Origin of the sequence: uncultured Thioclava sp. (genome assembly GCF_913064665.1) — a bacterium.
Classification (GTDB): domain Bacteria; phylum Pseudomonadota; class Alphaproteobacteria; order Rhodobacterales; family Rhodobacteraceae; genus Thioclava; species Thioclava arctica.
Genome location: NZ_CAJYBT010000032.1, coordinates 25,839 through 41,444, shown reverse-complemented (window position 1 = coordinate 41,444; position 15,606 = coordinate 25,839). Strand labels below are relative to the sequence as shown.

Sequence of the window (15,606 nt, the reverse complement as noted above, 5' to 3'; positions counted from 1 at the left end):
GGATTTCGCCAGCGGCATGCCCGGTTTCGCCGGAACCCTCAATGATGGCGAGATCCTCGATATTCTCGGCTTCATCCGCTCAACTTGGCCAGACCGAATGCAAGCGGTGCAGGCCGCCCGCGACGGGCATTGAATGGGACAGTTAAACTGTCAGAACCGCAAGATTGGTTGTGCCTAGGCTTGCCAATCTATGGACGGGAACGACCGGTTCCGCGTGTAAAACGCTACTCCACTCTCGGATATGGGCGGGGGGAGCCCCGCCCATTTTCTTGCGGGGAACACCGTGCGTTATCTCGGTGGCGCTGCGATTGGCTTCGCTGTGCAGGGCCTCCCAAAATCCGCTGGTGGGACGGGAAAGGCTTCGGTCCCTTGATCGACCAATAGTTTCTTTCGCAGCACCCCGTCGATCAAGGCGGCTTTGATCAGCTCGTGGGCTCAATGGCGGTCCTTAGCTACGCGATGCAGCGATGTCTGCTGCGGACAAAGCAGACACTCTACTTGCCTTCTTTCATGTTTTCCGTGGGGCTATTGACGCAAATCAAGGAATGGTCGCCACAAAACGTTTAATTATCGAATGCATGCGTCAAACAATTGGGCATTCGATATGATCTCACGTCGAGCTTTGGTTGTCTCCGGGTTGTCGGTCGCTGCTATCGGAGCATGTGGATATGGTCTCTGGCCTCGTCTCGGCGGTTACAACGAAGAGGTTGACCGTCAACGTCGCCCCTTATCAGCGGACCCGGATTTGGTTGAACTGGCGCGTTTCGCAACGCTTGCAGCCAACGGACACAACACCCAGCCATGGAAATTCCGTCTGGACGGGGCGACGGTGTCGATCTTGCCCGATCTTTCGCGGCGGACGCAGGTCGTTGATCCCGATGACCACCATCTCTACGTTAGCTTAGGATGCGCTGCGGAAAATCTATTGATCGCGGCAAACTCAACAGGCAGATCCACTGAGCTTTCGTTCGAAGACGGTCCACAGACGAGAATCGACATTTCACTTGGCAATGGTCCCGTGCGCGACGTGGCGCTTCAGCAGGCCATCCCATTGCGCCAATCGACGCGGTCCGAATATGATGGACAACCGATTTCCGCGTCTGAGATCAAGCAATTGAAAGCTGCGGCCCAACAAGAGGGTGTATCGGTTCTGATCTTCACCGAAGCCTCTGATCGCGACGCAATTCTTGACCTCGTTGTCGAAGCCAACAGCGCACAGATGGACGATCCTGCCTTTGTGGCCGAGTTGCGCAATTGGATCAGGATGACACCGAAACAAGCGCTTGAGACGCAGGACGGGCTGTTTGCCGCGTGCACCGGCAATCCGGTCGTGCCAGCGTGGATCGCAAACCCGATGTTTGGCATGTTTTTTCAAAAGGACAGCGAGAATGACAAGTATCGGACCCAGATCCGCTCTTCCGCTGGCGTTGCGGTTTTCGTTGGGGACGCCGAGGATCCTGAGCATTGGGTCAAGGTCGGACGCAGCTTTCAGAGATTTGCGCTCCAATCTACGGCGCTTGGCATTCGCAACGCGCATATTAATCAACCCATCGAAGTGGCGGGTGTCCGTTCAGAATTCTCGCGTTGGTTGGGAATGACAGATGCGCGTCCGGACCTGGTGGTGCGTTTCGGGCGCGCGCCTGCTTTACCCATGTCGCTAAGGCGCCCGGTTGCTGACCTCATGATCTGATTTGAGCGCTAAGGACTCCAAGCCGACATGCGGCGGCGCGGCGTAGCCTTGCTGGCACTCTCGGTCGTAATCAACGCGACCGCCCCATTGCCGCCGTTCACCGGATCAGAGCGCACCGAAGTGCAGCGTCCAATTCCATGCAACTGCCGACCGACGAAAGTGGTGCGACCAGATTTCCGTTCGGGTGCGATCACGCGATTCATATTGGCTGATGGCTTGACGAAGGTCGCCGAAATCGTCTGTTTCTTTGTCGCCACCGATATCCGTCAGCAGCCCCTAGTTCTGGTTGTTTAGCAGGGGCTCATAGCGTTTGTCGGTCAGGGTTTCGAGGAAGGCCACCAGCGCATCGATCTTGCGGTCGCTCAAGGCTTTGGCGCGCAGCTCTTCGAGGTCCACCGTGCCGGGCATTTCGGGATCGGCCCAAGGCTTGCCCGTCTCAGGGTTCAGCTTGCGGTCGGGGTTGTTGAATTTGTCGTAGAACTCAATCACCGTCCGCAGGTCGGAAAACACGCCGTTATGCATGTAGGGCCCGGTCACCGCGACATTGCGCAGGCTTGGCGTTCGAAACTTGCCATCCATTGCCGGATCGCTCACCTGCGGATTTTCCAGCAGCCCGTGATCGATGTAATCGGGCGAGACTTGGCCAAGCGCCAGCAGGGCGGGGTTCCGCGGTACGCCGATATTGCGATACTGGTGATTGGTGAAAGGCTCAAACGGCGCATCCTCGCGCTTGAGCCTGTGGCAGTTCGCGCAATTCACGTTATTGTTCGAAAAGAACAGCGTGCGCCCGAGGTCTTCCAGCACGGTCAGATCGTAGTCGCCGCGCAGGAAGCGGTCGTATTTGCTGTCAAAGGGCGCGAATTGCGCGGTGCGTTCGTATGCCTCGATGGCGCGGCCAAACGCCGTGAAGGCGGCTGGCGTGTCGGGGGCGGCATCGCTGGGGCGCTCAAAGATATCCGCGCCGAAGAGCCGCTTGAAATCGGCGACGTAATCGGGGTTTTCCTTGATCCGCGCCTCAACAGATGCCGCGTCGGGCATCATCATCTCGACCGGGTTCAACGTCGGGGCGACGGCCTGATTGGCCAGGGTCGTGGCGCGCCCGTCAAGGAACTGCCCGCCCACATATTCCTTCAGCGTCTCGTCAAAATGAAACGGCGGCGCGGTCAGCGCATAGGTCACCATCGGCGCGTTGCGCACGCCCAAGGCGTGGCCGTCATCGCCCAGCGAAACCATGCCCGTCGCCGGGGTCTGGCGCCCGTCGGTGAAGGCGCGGTCGGGATCGTGGCAGGTGGCGCAGGCCATGGTGCGATTGATCGAGAAATTGGGATCGAAGAACAGTTGCTCGCCCAGGTCTGCCTCGGTCAAAGGCGGGCCTTCGGTCAGGGCGGGCGGCGGCGCGGCCAGTACAACCAGTCCGGCGAGGGTCGCCACGATCATCAGTGAAAGGCGGGTCGTCATGGCTCAGCGCCTCCGCATCATTTGGCCGAGATCGCGGAACGGTTCCATCAGCAGCGCCGCCACGCTGGAGTAGCGCGCCCCGCGCTGGCCGATCCCGAAATCGGGAGCGCCCTGAATTTGCGCAGGCAGTTTGAGCGTGCCGAAGACCCAGTCCCAAAGCGCGAGGCAGGAGCCGAAATTGCTGTTCAGGTGGCGGCGGTCATGGTGGATTTGGTGCTGCGCGGGCGACACGAGAATATGGTCCAGCCAGCGCCCGTAGCTTAGTCGCACATGACTGTGGCGCAGGTTCGCGGTGAAGGCAAACAGCGCCACGATAAACAGGTTTTCGCCAAAGATCGTGTAAAGGTCGAGCCGCGCGCCAAAGAGAAAGATGAACACCCCCGTAACGCCCCCCGCCACCACCGCATGACGCAGCGCAAAGAGCAGGCTTTCAAGCGGGTGGATGCGATAGACCAACAGCGGTGTCAGCACCTCCGCCGCGTGATGGACCCGGTGAAACGGCCAAAGCCAGCGCGAACGATGCATCAGCCGGTGCAGCCAGTAGCGCGACAGATCAGACAGCAAGAACAGCGCGAGCGTGTAGGCCAGCACGATGGACCGGTAGCGCCACGCAAGAAAGGGTGGATCGTAAAACGCGTTCAACCCGTGCAGCACCCAGACCGCCACTGTCTGCACCGAAAGCACCAGTGGCACGATCAGCGCCGTGCGCAATCCCCAAGCCACGAGGAAATACAGCGCATCAAGGCGCGAATCCGAGCTGAGCCAATAGGCCCGCAGCCGCGCGCGCGTCGGCCAGTTTCCCGCCGCCAGCATCAGCACCAGCGCAATCGCCGCGCTGGCGAGAAGATAGAGCCAGAAGATCCGCTCGGCCCCGTCAAAAAGCCCGTCAAAAGGCTTTGGCAGGCTGTGCAGGGTTGTGAAAGCCGTGGTCATCGCGCTCAATCCCCGTCAGCATCCACGAGCCCAAGCGTCACGCCGACCAGAAGCGCCAGCGAGTTGTAATAGGCGTTCTGCGCGCGTTGCAGCGCGTTGATGATCGGCACGGCCTCGCGCGGTGCGAATGCCTTATCCTCGGGCACGGCCTTGTAGGCTTCGATCGCCTCGCCAAGCATGTCCTGAACCGAGGCGAGACCGGCTCCTGCGTCGCGCGCCTCGGCAATGCTCGAGAGGTTGGGTGCGGTTTCGGTCGCCAGAAGCCGCCAATGCGTGTCAAGAATCGCGTCGATCACGGGCCAAGACGCCTTGCCCCAGCGGTATTGGCGGTTTTCGGGATGCATCTGGCCAAGCGTCTTTTTGGTCAGCCCCGCCACTTCGGAAATGCGCCAGTCGCGGGTCTTGTAGAGACTTTGAATCTGGGCATTCATCAGCAGGCCAAGCGCCTCATTGGGATTGGCCAGAAAATCGTCGCGGTGATCGAGGTAGCCCTGATGCACAGTCTCGAACCGCTTGCAGAGCGATCCGGAAATCTCCTGCGCGAGGGCCTGACGGCGCTGCGACCAAGGACCCGAGAACAGGATGTCGTCAAGCGCGGTAATCGAGCGATAGGCGTTTTTGTAAAGCGCCTTTTGCGGGCTGGAATCGCTTTTGATCGCACGTTCGAGGCTCGCGTGGAGATCCTCCTTGCCGTTATGAAACATGTCGATCAGCAGCGGATAATCCATTGCGTCCATGTCGTAGCCGCCGAGGATATAGGTCGCCTGGACCCGCCCCCAGCCAATCGCAAGCGCGGTGAACGCGTCTTCGCGCGCCTGCTGGGTACTGACGGTTTCAAGCGTCCCCACCATCGCGTGGCAGCTTTGCACCGTGGCCTCGGAATCGGCCAAAAGAATGTCGTCATAGATCGCCTCATAGGCGGCCTGCGTATCTTGGGCGGCACCAGCCAGCGGTATGAGCGCCGCAAACAGGACGGATAGGACTGCAAGCCGGGTCATAGTGTCTCCAGATAGCTGAGGATCGCGGCCCGCGCGGCCGGATCGAGGGAAATAAATGTCTTTCGGGCCTTTGCGGCCTCACCGCCATGCCACAAGATCGCCTCTTCCGGCGTGCGGGCGCGCGCATCATGCAGGAAACGATGACCTGCGCGCAGGCGTGCGCCAAGGCCCCAAAGCGGTGCGGTGCGAAACTCCGACGGACCTGCCTCGTGTTCGCGCACGCCATCGGCCAAATCCGCACCCATGTCATGCAAAAGATAGTCGCTCATCGGGCGGATCTCGCGGCCATCGGCGGTGCTCAGCGCAGGTCGGTGACAGGCGGTACAGCCGATGGCGGCGAAGAGATCCGCCCCACGCACGGCCTGAGCATCGAGCATGACGGGTTGCGGCGCCTTGAACCCTTCGAGATAGGTTTCGATCGCCGCAAGCCGCGTATCGGGCAGATCAAGCAGCCCTTGCGGCGAGGGGCGTCCGCGCGGGGCCTCAATGCAGGCGGTCTGACCGGGCTGGCACAGCTCCACCGGGTAGCGCGAATTGGTCAGTCCCATATCGACGGCGGCGGCATTGGCAATCTGGGCGATGAGCGTGGGCTCGGCGGCCTTCCAGCCATAGCGCCCGATTGCGCCATCCGCCATCCGGTTGGCGCGTCCGCTGATCCCGTTGCCGTCGCGATCCTCGGGGTCTTCCCACGCCAGAATTTCCGCGTCGGGCACCGCCCCGATCAGCCCCAGCCCGGCCAGCGCGGGCGGCTGGCGGGTGAAAATCACCGTGTCCTCCGCCAGCGGCCCATAGGCCAGATTGTCGAGCTTCGGCGTGAAGCGTTCAAGGGTGACTTCGGCGCCATCGTGATAGCGATACGCGATCTTGTGCGTTTCCAGCCGCGGGCGCGCTTCGGGGGTTGCATGGCCGGTCGCGTTGATCGCGATTTGGCCGCCGTAATGCGGGTCGAGCATGCGGGCATGATCGGGGCTTTCGGGAGTATCCGTCGCCATCCGCGCGTTATGCGCGCCCGGACGGGCGAGCTTGAATAGCAGCGCACGCAGCGGCTTGCCATCGGCGTCGATCGTCGGCGCGGAGCCATTGTCTTCGTGGCAACTCGCACAGGTATTGGCGTTGAAGAACGGTCCCAGCCCGTCGCGTGCGGTGGTGGCCGCGGGTGCTGCGACCCAAGGAATGGAAAAGAACGACCGCCCAAGCATCCGCTGGTCGAGCATGGCATCGTCGCGCGCGCGCATGGCTTGGGCAAAGGGGGCGAGACCCGCCGCATCGGCGGTCCAATCAGGCAAAGCGGTCGCAGCAATGCTCGTTGCCGCCATCAACGACAGCGCAAGCGTTCCCGCGATGATCTCCTTGCGCATCATTGTGTCCCGCAATTCTCAATCGGTGCAGGCACGCCCGGGCCAAGCCGGCCGTGCCCCTTCATTCATCAGTCTCGGCCCGGTCAGTTGACTTGCGTCTCTTCCGGGTCGGTCACGTTGTCGGTGGTCAGCAACAGGCCGTATTGCGGCGCGATCTGCACCATCTCATCCCCAAGCTTGCGCAGTTTGTTCTTCAGCGTGACGATATTTTGCACGCTGTCTTCGTTCTCGGGGTGGATCTGATAATCGAAATGCATTGAGGTCTTGGCGGTCTCATTCACCGTGCCGATCCGCTGAGAGATATCAGCCATCAGGCTGTCGAGCGTGGCGCGCTCCTTCTTGGGCAGTGCATCGGCAAAGCCCATGCCGACATCTTTACCCCGATACGTGCCCAGCAGAACATTGTGGATGCCCTCATAATTCAGCGCGATATCGCGATGGGTATTGTCGGAAAAGCATGATTGCTCGTCTTCCTCCGAGGGCGTAAGCACCGCCACCGCGATCCGTTCATTGGCCAGTTCCGATTTCGAGAACACGCCAATAGCGGTCAGGATCTGCTTGAGCGCGTCCTGCGTCGGGATATTCATCGCCGCCTGATCGCCCGCCAGCTTGCCCAGCAACGCCGCGCGATACAGTCCCTTGTCGCCATCCACCGTGTCGTCCCAAGCCCCCGCAACGGTGGTCAGATCAAAGACCAGCTTGTCTGCGGCCGATTGCAGATAGGCCAAGCGGCGTGCGGCATGTGCATCGGTGGTGAAATCGCTCAGCGGACGCTGCCCTGCGACCATCGCGCCATGGGTGATCTTGTCCTCGATCATGTTGGCGTAATCCTGATCCTGCCCCCAAAGCAGAAATTCAATCGCGTGATAGCCGGTCGCGACATTGGCATCGCCGCCATTTTCATTGAGCGCGGTCAACGCGTCGGGGGTGATCGTGGTCACATCGACTTCCTCGGGCGCTTCGCCGCCCGGGGTGAAGGCACCTGCCGTGTCGATGATATTGCCCGAGGTTTTGTGGCCATCGGCATCGGTCGTGTAGTCGATCATGTTCTCATCAAGCGGCCAGGCGTTGATTTGACCTTCAAGCGTGCCGTATTTCTCGGCAACCCAGCCGGTCTCGGCATCGATTGGCCCGTTGGAGAGGCGAAACACCTCGGTCGGGCCATAGCTCTCGCGCGATTGCAGCCAAGCCTGCTTGGCGGCCTTAAACGTCTCCTCGGTTGGGGTCGCGGCGAAGGCGTCAATCGCTGCCTTCAACGCCGTGGCATCCGCCAGCGCGTCCGAATAGCTGTCATGGGCGATGGTGGCATAAGTCGCGAGCGCGTCCATTTCTTGCTTTTTGCTTACTTCGGCCAGCACACGCGTCGGCGCGAAAGCAGGCATCCCGAGGGCAAAGCAGGTTGCGATCAAGGCGATCCGATTGGTTTTCATGGTCACTAGTCCCTTGTTTTCGGTTTGCTTTGGTCGCGGCTGGCGAGGGCTTGCCGCATCGTGGTGAAAAATCAGGCGGGTGCGATCCGCGTGGCGGCAAAGCGACGCTTTTGCCAGCCAAACAGCACCGCCAGCGTGCCCCAGTAGAGCGCAAGCATAAGGATGTCCCAGACGATGGGTTGCGAGCGATAGGCCGCGAGCGTCGCCAGAAGACTTCCAAACATCGAGCTGTCCGAGAGAACACCCGACGTGTCCCAGACGGTGGCATAGACCCAGCCGGGAAGATCAAAGGCGGAAAGGTGTTTTGAGAGAAGTTTTCCCATCGCAGTCAGGAACAGCGCCGAGCCCAGAAACAGCAGCATCCATTCGGTCACGCGGAAGAACCATTTCCAAGAAACGAAGCGCGCACCAACCTGCAAGGCCCAGAACAGCCCCAGCGCAATCCCCAGACCAGCAACAGCCGAGCCGAAGAAACTAAGGAAATTGGCCAAGCTTTGCAGTTGCAGGAAAGAGCCATAAAGGAAGACCACGGTTTCCGAACCTTCGCGCCCGATTGCGATCATCGCCAACGCGAACACGCCCCACCAGTTGGATGTGGCGACATGGCGATCCAATTCGCCCTCCATCTCACGCTTAAGAGTGCGGCCGTGCTTGCGCATCCAGAGCACCATCTGAACAATCAGCACCGCCGCCATGCTGAGCATAGCGATTTCGAACCAGCTGCGCGCCGCAGCGCCAAGGAACGTCGTGACCCCCACCAGCGCCAGTGCCAGCATCGTCGCCAACGCGAAACCCGCGACGATCCCGCCCAAAAGCCATGTCTTGCCCGCGCGCGCATCGGCGCGATGTGCCATCCATGCCCACAGAATACCGATCACCAACAGCGCCTCGACGCTTTCGCGCGCCACGATGAAGATCACCTGACCCATCATTGCGCGACCTCCTTTGCGATCAGCTTGCCCATCACGCCGGGCTGAAACTCATCGAAATAGTCATATTCGCCGGAATCGAGCGGGGTGACGGTCATCGTCACGTCCATCCCCATGAACAACACCTCTTCAAGGCGCATCTGGTTGCTCTCGAACTCGCTGGGTTTTGTGCCGATATTCGTCACATGCAGCTTGAAACGGGTCTTGGCGGGCACCACCAGCGTCTCGGGTAGCAACGCGCCGTCCTTCAACTCGATCTTGTAGGTAGGCACCGATGCGCCCGGATCTACAGGTTCACTAAATCCCGCAGCCTCGGTCGCGGTTTCTTGCGCGTGTGCCGCACTTAGCCAGAGTGGTGCGAGACAGGTCAGGACAACGCACAGAAAGGCTTTCTTTGGCATCTTCATCTTCAGTGGGCGGGACATTGCGAAGGCCTCTTTGTCGATCAGAAAACGTAATCACTCAATTCCTGAGCATTTAAGTCGTCTTTATTGAGGGCGACTTAGGGAGTCAATCCTTGAAGTCTTTCGGGGCTGAAATTCAGCGCCAGATTTGAGACACGCCAGAGGTTCCAAAAACGCCGCACGGCAGAAAATGTTTCGTTTCCAAGATGATGACTAGAGACAAAGCAAAAGGCGAGATTGGGTCCGATACCCCCGTCGCGACCTTACCCGTGATGCCAGATTAGACCCTTGGCTCTGCTGCTGGCCCCTCCCGACGGCCTCCAGCGCTGTGCCAGGAAATACGGCTTCCGCTTCTCGATCGCGGCGTCATCAACGGCGAGACGCAGCGGATCGCTATTGAGCGCGGCGATGGTTGCCACGATTGTATCGCGCAGAGCCTTGTCGCGCCGATGCGCTTCTTCATGCGTTTACCGCCAACGTCGAGCGCATGCTTGAGGATGCTGCGTTCTGAGGGGGGCGAAGGTGATATCATCGCTCATCGGCGATATTTCCTTCATTCTTGGGGTTACGGTTGTCGCCCCGACCCGCTTGGTGGCGACGAGCGAGAGCGGCGGAACACCGTCCGGGCCCGGACCTTCGCCGCGGACGACATGGCGACAAAGCATTACGCCGAAAAGCGCCGTAACCGGCGTGAACGAGGCCCGGCAAACCCGCCAGCGCGCCGTTTGGCCCGCCAACGGAATAAGCCCGGCAGGGGCTGGGCACGGCCCCGCCATTCTTCTCAACCCAGATCAAGGAAATCGTTGCCGATGGTCTCAACGTCGTTCGGAATGCATTCGATATGATGCAGCAGCTGCCGCGCGAGATCGCGTGGCACCGGGGGCAAGGTCGGTAGGCTTGAAGCGTCAGCGAGCGGACGCGCGCAGGTGCTAGCGCTCAACACAAGAAGCGCCAAAGGGGAATGAACCTTTCACCGACAGAAATCAGCGGCGCTACTTCACATCATTCAACGAGGGGCAAATCGAAATAGAACGTAGTCCCGCGACCAACTTGCGACGAGAAATTGATTGTCCCGCCGTGAAGCTCGACGATCTCCTTGGAAATCGCCAGCCCGAGACCGACGCCGCCATGCGACCGCTGGTCCGACGAATCGATCTGGGTGAATTTCTTGAAAACCTTATCGCGTACGTCATCGACAATGCCGGGGCCGCGGTCTTCGACCGACAGCCGCGCGGTGCGGGTTTCTGCGTTGGCACGCACATCGACCTGCACGGTTTCGCCCCGCGGCGAGAATTTGGACGCATTGGTCAAAAGGTTGGTGACAACCTGCATCAGCCGCTCGTCATCGCCATCCACGATGACCGGATCGCCAGACCCCACAAATTCAAAGGCGATGTTGTTCTTCGCCCCGTAATTCACGTTCTGCTCTACAGCCGATTTCGCCAGTTCGTTCAGATCGACTGCATGCTTCTCCATCCGAAGCTTCCCCGAGGCGATCCGCTCCATATCCAGCAAATCCTCGATCAGACGGATCAGCCGGGTGCCATTTTCATTCGCGATTTCCAGCATGCGCTGGGTCTTTGGTGGCACCTTTTCGATCTTGCCACTGAGGACAAGCCCCAGCGCGCCCAGAACGGAGGTCAGCGGCGTGCGCAATTCGTGGCTGACGGTCGAGGTGAATTCGGCCTTGGCCTTGTCTGCAGCCTCGCGCGCGGTGATGTCCCGGACGATACCGACAAACAGCAACCGGTCCTTGGTGATCAGTTCATTCACCGTCAGCTCCAGCGGAAAGGTCGAGCCGTCGCGGCGCAGGCCAACCTCTTGCCGCCCTGCCCAGGCAATCTTCTTTGTGCCGGCAGTGGTGTAGCGCTCAAGATAGGCCGTGTGCTGGACGCCATGGCTCTTTGGCATCAAGACGCTGACATTCCTGCCGCTAAGTTGGCCGGGGCCATAGCCGAAAATCTTTTTGCAGGCCGGGTTCACGCTGACGATCGTGCCCTGAGCATCGATCACGATGATGCCTTCGCCAATGCTGTCGATGGTCGAGCGCATCATCTCTTCATTGTCGCTGAGCTTCGTCGACAGATCGAGGAACGCATTCGCCAGAACGCCGATCTCGTCCTTCCTGTGGGACGGCAACTTTACCGGCGTTTCGGTAGTGCGGGCATCCTTCACGCTTTGCGTCAGTTCGCGCAGTGGCTTCGTCACGATATTCGCCAATGCCGTCGCCGCCAGAATTGCCAGCAATACGAAGGCGCCGCCAAGAATCATTCCGAACTTGCCAAGACTGGACACGCCCGCCAACACCACCTTGCGCGAGGCTTTCAGACCGATGGTGATGAAGTTCTCGGCGTCAAGATCGTTCACATTGACCCGGACCAGATAGGAAATGTTATTTCCGTCATCAATCGCCAGTTCCGAGCTGGTGTTGGACAGGGCATCCGCCACCAGCTTTGGCACCGGGGCGGAATTGCCGCCACTCAGTTGCAGCCCAATCAGAGAGCCGTCTCCGGAATATTCGAGATAGTCCCCGGCCCGGTTGATGACAAAGGCATCGTAACCCGGCTTGGATTCACGAAACGTGCCCACCAGAAGCTTCTCATAGTCGATATTGGCGACCAGAAAGCCCAACAGAGCGTGCCGCGTCGAATAGAGCGGCCAGATCGCGCGCAACATTGCGGTTTTAGGTTCGGTCACCACGCCATTCTCGCGGTTCAGCGTGATGTCGGAAAACGTGATGTGGTGATCGCTGTGTTCCGCGCCCGCGCCATGGTGGCTATACATCGCCACCGCCTTCTTGAAATAGGCCTCGCCACCCTTTTGCTGCAGCGCCCCCTGTTTCACGACCTTCAATGTGCCGTTTACGCGGTTCATACGAAGCAGTTCGCGCCCCTGATCCGCGACGGTGATAAGGCGTAGCTGGGTGTATTCGGGCTGAACCGACATGATCGCCCGGAACGAATCCTGCAGCCCGGTGGCGGTGGAGGGGTACAGCGACCCGGCCTGCCCAGCCGCAAGGTCGGCTTCCATCTGCCGCTCGGCCGCCTTGACCGACGCCGAGGCGGCCAGCACGAAAAGATCGCCGCTAAGTTGTGTATAGCGATTCTTGAATCGCGAAGCGAGTAGACGGGTTTGCCCGCCAATCTCACGCTTGGCCGCGTCCAGCGACAGTTCTTTGGACTGGTAAATGAAGGTGAATGCCATGCCGGCGGTGGCGATCGACACAACGAGGGTCATGACGAGGGCAATCTTCTGGCGGATAGACAATGAAAACATGGAGTTATAATTGGCCCTGAAATTTCACGGGCCAACCTGGGCCAGTTTCAACAGCAATTGTTTCAAGAACGAAATGCCAGAAGACCTGTATTTCAAAGCACGGCGCTGGAATTTCAACCCAGAGGGGTTGCGCTCAATATGCCGAAACAGAAATTGTGGCAAGCCACCTGCTTCGAACTCGGCAATAACACGCCTATGCGACATTTCACCACCACTTTGCTCGGCCGTTCGTCAATGCGCGTCGCCTAATCCATCGGGGCTTTCGCAAGAGGCCGTCATGGCGACCCCCACATCACCACCCGCAAAGGAATCCAACAATCAGCTTCCCCCAAAGCGTCACCATCTACGCCCGCACAGCGTCCGACTTAGACGCGGACATAGCCCGGGCTTTCGGGCACGGCATCCGGCAGTGCCTGAAAGCCGTGCCCAATCGCCGGATCGATGCCATCGTCGTCGAAACCTGCTTTCTGGCCTACTGGTCTGCGCCACCTGTGGTGCGCCCTCTGTCACCTGCGGCAATGGGCGTGGCGTCTGCAGCAACCACAATTCGATCCGCAAGCCGAGGATCTAGGCACGGGTCTTTCATCGGCTTCGCCACTCGCTGCTGACGCCAGAACTCACCGCCCGCGACAAAGCCTAGGAATAATCCCGCGCGCCAAAAATAGCCGAGCCAACCCGCACATGGGTCGCCCCCGCCGCAATCGCGGCCTCAAAGTCGGAACTCATTCCCATCGAAAGCTGTTCCAGCCCGTTGCGCGCGGCCATCCCAGCCAACATCGCGAAATGGGGGGCGGAGTCTTCACCCTCGGGCGGAATACACATCAGCCCTTTCACCGGCAAATCCAAAGCCTGCGCATCTATCACGAATCGATCCAGATCATCGGGCAGCACGCCGGCCTTTTGCGGCTCGCTTCCGGTATTGACCTGCACGAACAGATCGGGCGAGGCCCCGCGCGTCTGCGCCAGCCCGGCCAGCTTTTTCGCCAGCGAGGGCCGATCGAGCGTGTGGATCGCCTCGAATAGCTCAACGGCGATTTTCGCTTTGTTTGTTTGCAACGGGCCGATCATATGCACCGCGCAGCCGGGAAATTCAGCGCGCCAATCGGGCCATTTGCCCTGCGCTTCCTGAACGTAATTCTCGCCAAACAGGCGATGGCCCTCGCGCAGCACCGCTTCAACCCGCTCGGGTGGCTGCACTTTGGACACGGCAATCAACTGCACCGATCCGGGCGCACGCCCGGCGCGGGTCTCGGCGGTTGCGATGCGGTCCTTGATCTCGGCCAATGCCATATTGCGCCTCCTTGTTTGCGTGCAGAAAACACGCTTGGCGCACAAAAGAAAAGAGCGGGCACAAGGCCCGCTCTTCCATTCGTTCTATCCGTAAGGATTAGAATGCGAATTTCACACCGAAGTCAGCAACGGTTTCTTTCGCGTAACCTTTTTGGATGCCACCAAGCAGGGTCGCGCCGCCGAGGTCGTAGTCAGCGCCGATACCGTAAGCGGTGTCGGTTGCGTTTGCCGGGTCGCTGTTGTTAGCAATGTAGCCGCGCAGGGTGGTTGCACCCATTTTGTAGCTACCGTAGCCAACGATGGTTTCGCCAACAACTTCGTCCGTGTAGTTCAGGCCGACGTTGACTGCGTCGTTGACTTGGTAAGCAGCGCCGATGAAGGCGATGTCATTGCCGTCAATACCAGCAGCGTTCCAGGTACCAGCCGCAGCAACGGTGAGCGGGCCCGAAGCATATGCGAGGTACAGCGAAGCTTCTGCTTTAGTACCAGCGGGCAGCGACGAAGCGGTCTGGTCGGGATTGATGTACGACAGCATGCCGCTGAAGGCACCCATCGAATAGGAAGCCGACACACCCATACGGTTGGTTTCAGCTGCAGCGTAAGGACCGGTGGTGTAGGCGTAGAAGCCGGACTGGATGTCGCCGAACGACGAGGAAACCAAGCCGAGTTCCGAAGCATAAACCAGCGGAGCCGAGTCCATCGCCTGGTTGGCGTTGCCGACTTCCATACGGAAACCACCAAACGAAGCATACATCATCGCAGCGTTCAGGCTGGACGCAGTGGAACCGTTGTCGTACTGCACGCGAACGCGGCCACCGAAGGTCACGCCACCATCGGTTTCTTTCGAAGCGTCGATGTTCAAGCGCATACGGCTTTCAACGGTGGTTTCCGACACGCCAGCAGCAGCGGAGTCGTTGTACTGCAGGCCGAAGCGACCATAGCCCGACAGAGTCACATCAGCGGAAGCAAAGCCAGCCGACAGCACAAGAGCGGTTGTCGCGAAGAGAACCTTTTTCATCGTTTTCCCTCATCTTCTTTTAAAACTAAAGGTAACCCCCAACTCCGGGGAAGTCCGAATTGGGTATGACGCTGTTCTCTCTCCAAGCGCCATGCAATGCAACTCAAAGCGCAGCCCCCAGAGCAAAGCCCCGCAGGATGGTGCAGACTTGTCACAGTCATTTTCGCGCTCTGCATGGCCTTGTTTGACGACAAGACGTGTAGGACCCGGAAAATCCTTGTCGCTCTGAGGGCCATAGGCTAGAGACGAAACAAGAAACTCTAGCGAGCCGACAGGAACAGCGCCTCATGATCAGCAGACGTCTTTTGCACATCACCGCAGCTCTTGGCCTTAGCCTCGCACTCTCCGCTTGCGGCGGCACCTCTAGTGGCAAGCTTTTTTCGGCAAGCCCGGAAGACGCCGCAAAGGCGAAACAGCCCACGAACGAGGCCAACGCGCGCAAGCAGACCAAGATTTGGGACCTCTTTAATGGCGGCGGCGACCCGAACATCACCGTCGAGGTAAACAAATACCTTTGGCAGGCGTCGCTGGACGTGCTTGATTTCCTGCCCATCCAAGAGGTCGATCCGTTCTCGGGCGTGATCGTGACGGGATATGGCACGCCTCCGGGCGGCGGTCGCGCGTATAAGGCGACTGTTTATGTGACCGATCCGGCGCTGGATGCGCGTTCGTTGAAAGTGTCGCTGCGCACGCGCAGCGGTCCGGTTTCGGCTGATACGCAACGCGCGGTCGAAGACGCGATCCTGACGCGCGCCCGCCAACTGCGGATTCGTGATTCGAAGCTGTAACCGGGGCCCCTAACCACCCGCACGCATTTTCCGC

13 protein-coding genes and 1 pseudogene are annotated in these 15,606 nt (G+C 59.8%); 3 read left to right on the top strand and 11 right to left on the bottom strand.

Going from position 1 to position 15,606, the window contains the following annotated elements; all coding sequences use genetic code 11:
* Together QZ571_RS13415 and QZ571_RS13410 are read left to right on the top strand one after the other, a co-directional pair.
* A pseudogene (locus QZ571_RS13415) lies at positions 1–133 on the top strand (cytochrome c); the annotation flags it as partial.
* A 612-nt stretch (positions 134–745) separates the two neighbouring features.
* Positions 746–1,690, top strand: coding sequence for a Tat pathway signal protein (locus QZ571_RS13410; RefSeq protein ID WP_295535734.1), 945 nt, complete (start codon positions 746–748; stop codon positions 1,688–1,690).
* A gap of 8 nt (positions 1,691–1,698) precedes the next feature.
* Here the strand turns inward: QZ571_RS13410 and QZ571_RS13405 are convergent, their stop codons facing one another.
* The 11 genes from QZ571_RS13405 to QZ571_RS13355 form a co-directional block, all read right to left on the bottom strand.
* A complete protein-coding gene (locus QZ571_RS13405) occupies positions 1,699–1,947 on the bottom strand; it encodes a hypothetical protein (protein ID WP_295535732.1) in 249 nt (82 codons plus the stop codon).
* A 19-nt stretch (positions 1,948–1,966) separates the two neighbouring features.
* A complete protein-coding gene (locus tag QZ571_RS13400) occupies positions 1,967–3,148 on the bottom strand; it encodes a cytochrome c peroxidase (protein ID WP_295535729.1) in 1,182 nt (393 codons plus the stop codon).
* A 3-nt stretch (positions 3,149–3,151) separates the two neighbouring features.
* A complete protein-coding gene (locus QZ571_RS13395) occupies positions 3,152–4,081 on the bottom strand; it encodes a sterol desaturase family protein (protein WP_295535726.1) in 930 nt (309 codons plus the stop codon).
* A 5-nt stretch (positions 4,082–4,086) separates the two neighbouring features.
* Positions 4,087–5,079 carry an imelysin family protein gene (locus QZ571_RS13390; RefSeq protein ID WP_295535724.1) on the bottom strand — a complete coding sequence of 331 codons (993 nt, stop codon included), beginning with the start codon at positions 5,077–5,079 and terminating at the stop codon, positions 4,087–4,089.
* Positions 5,076–6,437 (bottom strand): di-heme oxidoredictase family protein, encoded by a 1,362-nt coding sequence (locus tag QZ571_RS13385; RefSeq protein WP_295535721.1) that lies wholly within the window; start codon positions 6,435–6,437, stop codon positions 5,076–5,078. The genes QZ571_RS13390 and QZ571_RS13385 overlap by 4 nt, the downstream gene beginning before the upstream one ends.
* An 83-nt stretch (positions 6,438–6,520) precedes the next feature.
* The gene (locus tag QZ571_RS13380; RefSeq protein WP_295535718.1) at positions 6,521–7,867 is read right to left on the bottom strand and encodes an imelysin family protein; all 1,347 of its coding nucleotides are present in this window, start codon (positions 7,865–7,867) and stop codon (positions 6,521–6,523) included.
* A 71-nt stretch (positions 7,868–7,938) separates the two neighbouring features.
* A complete protein-coding gene (locus tag QZ571_RS13375; RefSeq protein WP_295535715.1) occupies positions 7,939–8,799 on the bottom strand; it encodes an FTR1 family protein in 861 nt (286 codons plus the stop codon).
* Positions 8,796–9,221: a cupredoxin domain-containing protein gene (locus QZ571_RS13370; protein ID WP_295535712.1), complete on the bottom strand. Its 426-nt coding sequence runs from the start codon at positions 9,219–9,221 to the stop codon at positions 8,796–8,798. Before QZ571_RS13370 ends, QZ571_RS13375 begins: the two co-directional genes overlap by 4 nt.
* A 981-nt stretch (positions 9,222–10,202) precedes the next feature.
* Positions 10,203–12,437: an ATP-binding protein gene (locus QZ571_RS13365; RefSeq protein ID WP_295535709.1), complete on the bottom strand. Its 2,235-nt coding sequence runs from the start codon at positions 12,435–12,437 to the stop codon at positions 10,203–10,205.
* Between the two features lie 675 nt (positions 12,438–13,112).
* A complete protein-coding gene (locus tag QZ571_RS13360) occupies positions 13,113–13,766 on the bottom strand; it encodes a YggS family pyridoxal phosphate-dependent enzyme (RefSeq protein WP_295535705.1) in 654 nt (217 codons plus the stop codon).
* 97 nt (positions 13,767–13,863) lie between these two features.
* Entirely contained in the window at positions 13,864–14,784 is a 921-nt protein-coding gene (locus QZ571_RS13355; protein ID WP_295535702.1) for a porin, read from the bottom strand.
* A gap of 287 nt (positions 14,785–15,071) precedes the next feature.
* Here QZ571_RS13355 and QZ571_RS13350 point away from each other — a divergent pair, with 287 nt between their 5' ends.
* Positions 15,072–15,572 carry a DUF3576 domain-containing protein gene (locus QZ571_RS13350; RefSeq protein WP_295535700.1) on the top strand — a complete coding sequence of 167 codons (501 nt, stop codon included), beginning with the start codon at positions 15,072–15,074 and terminating at the stop codon, positions 15,570–15,572.
* Positions 15,573–15,606 lie beyond the last annotated feature (34 nt).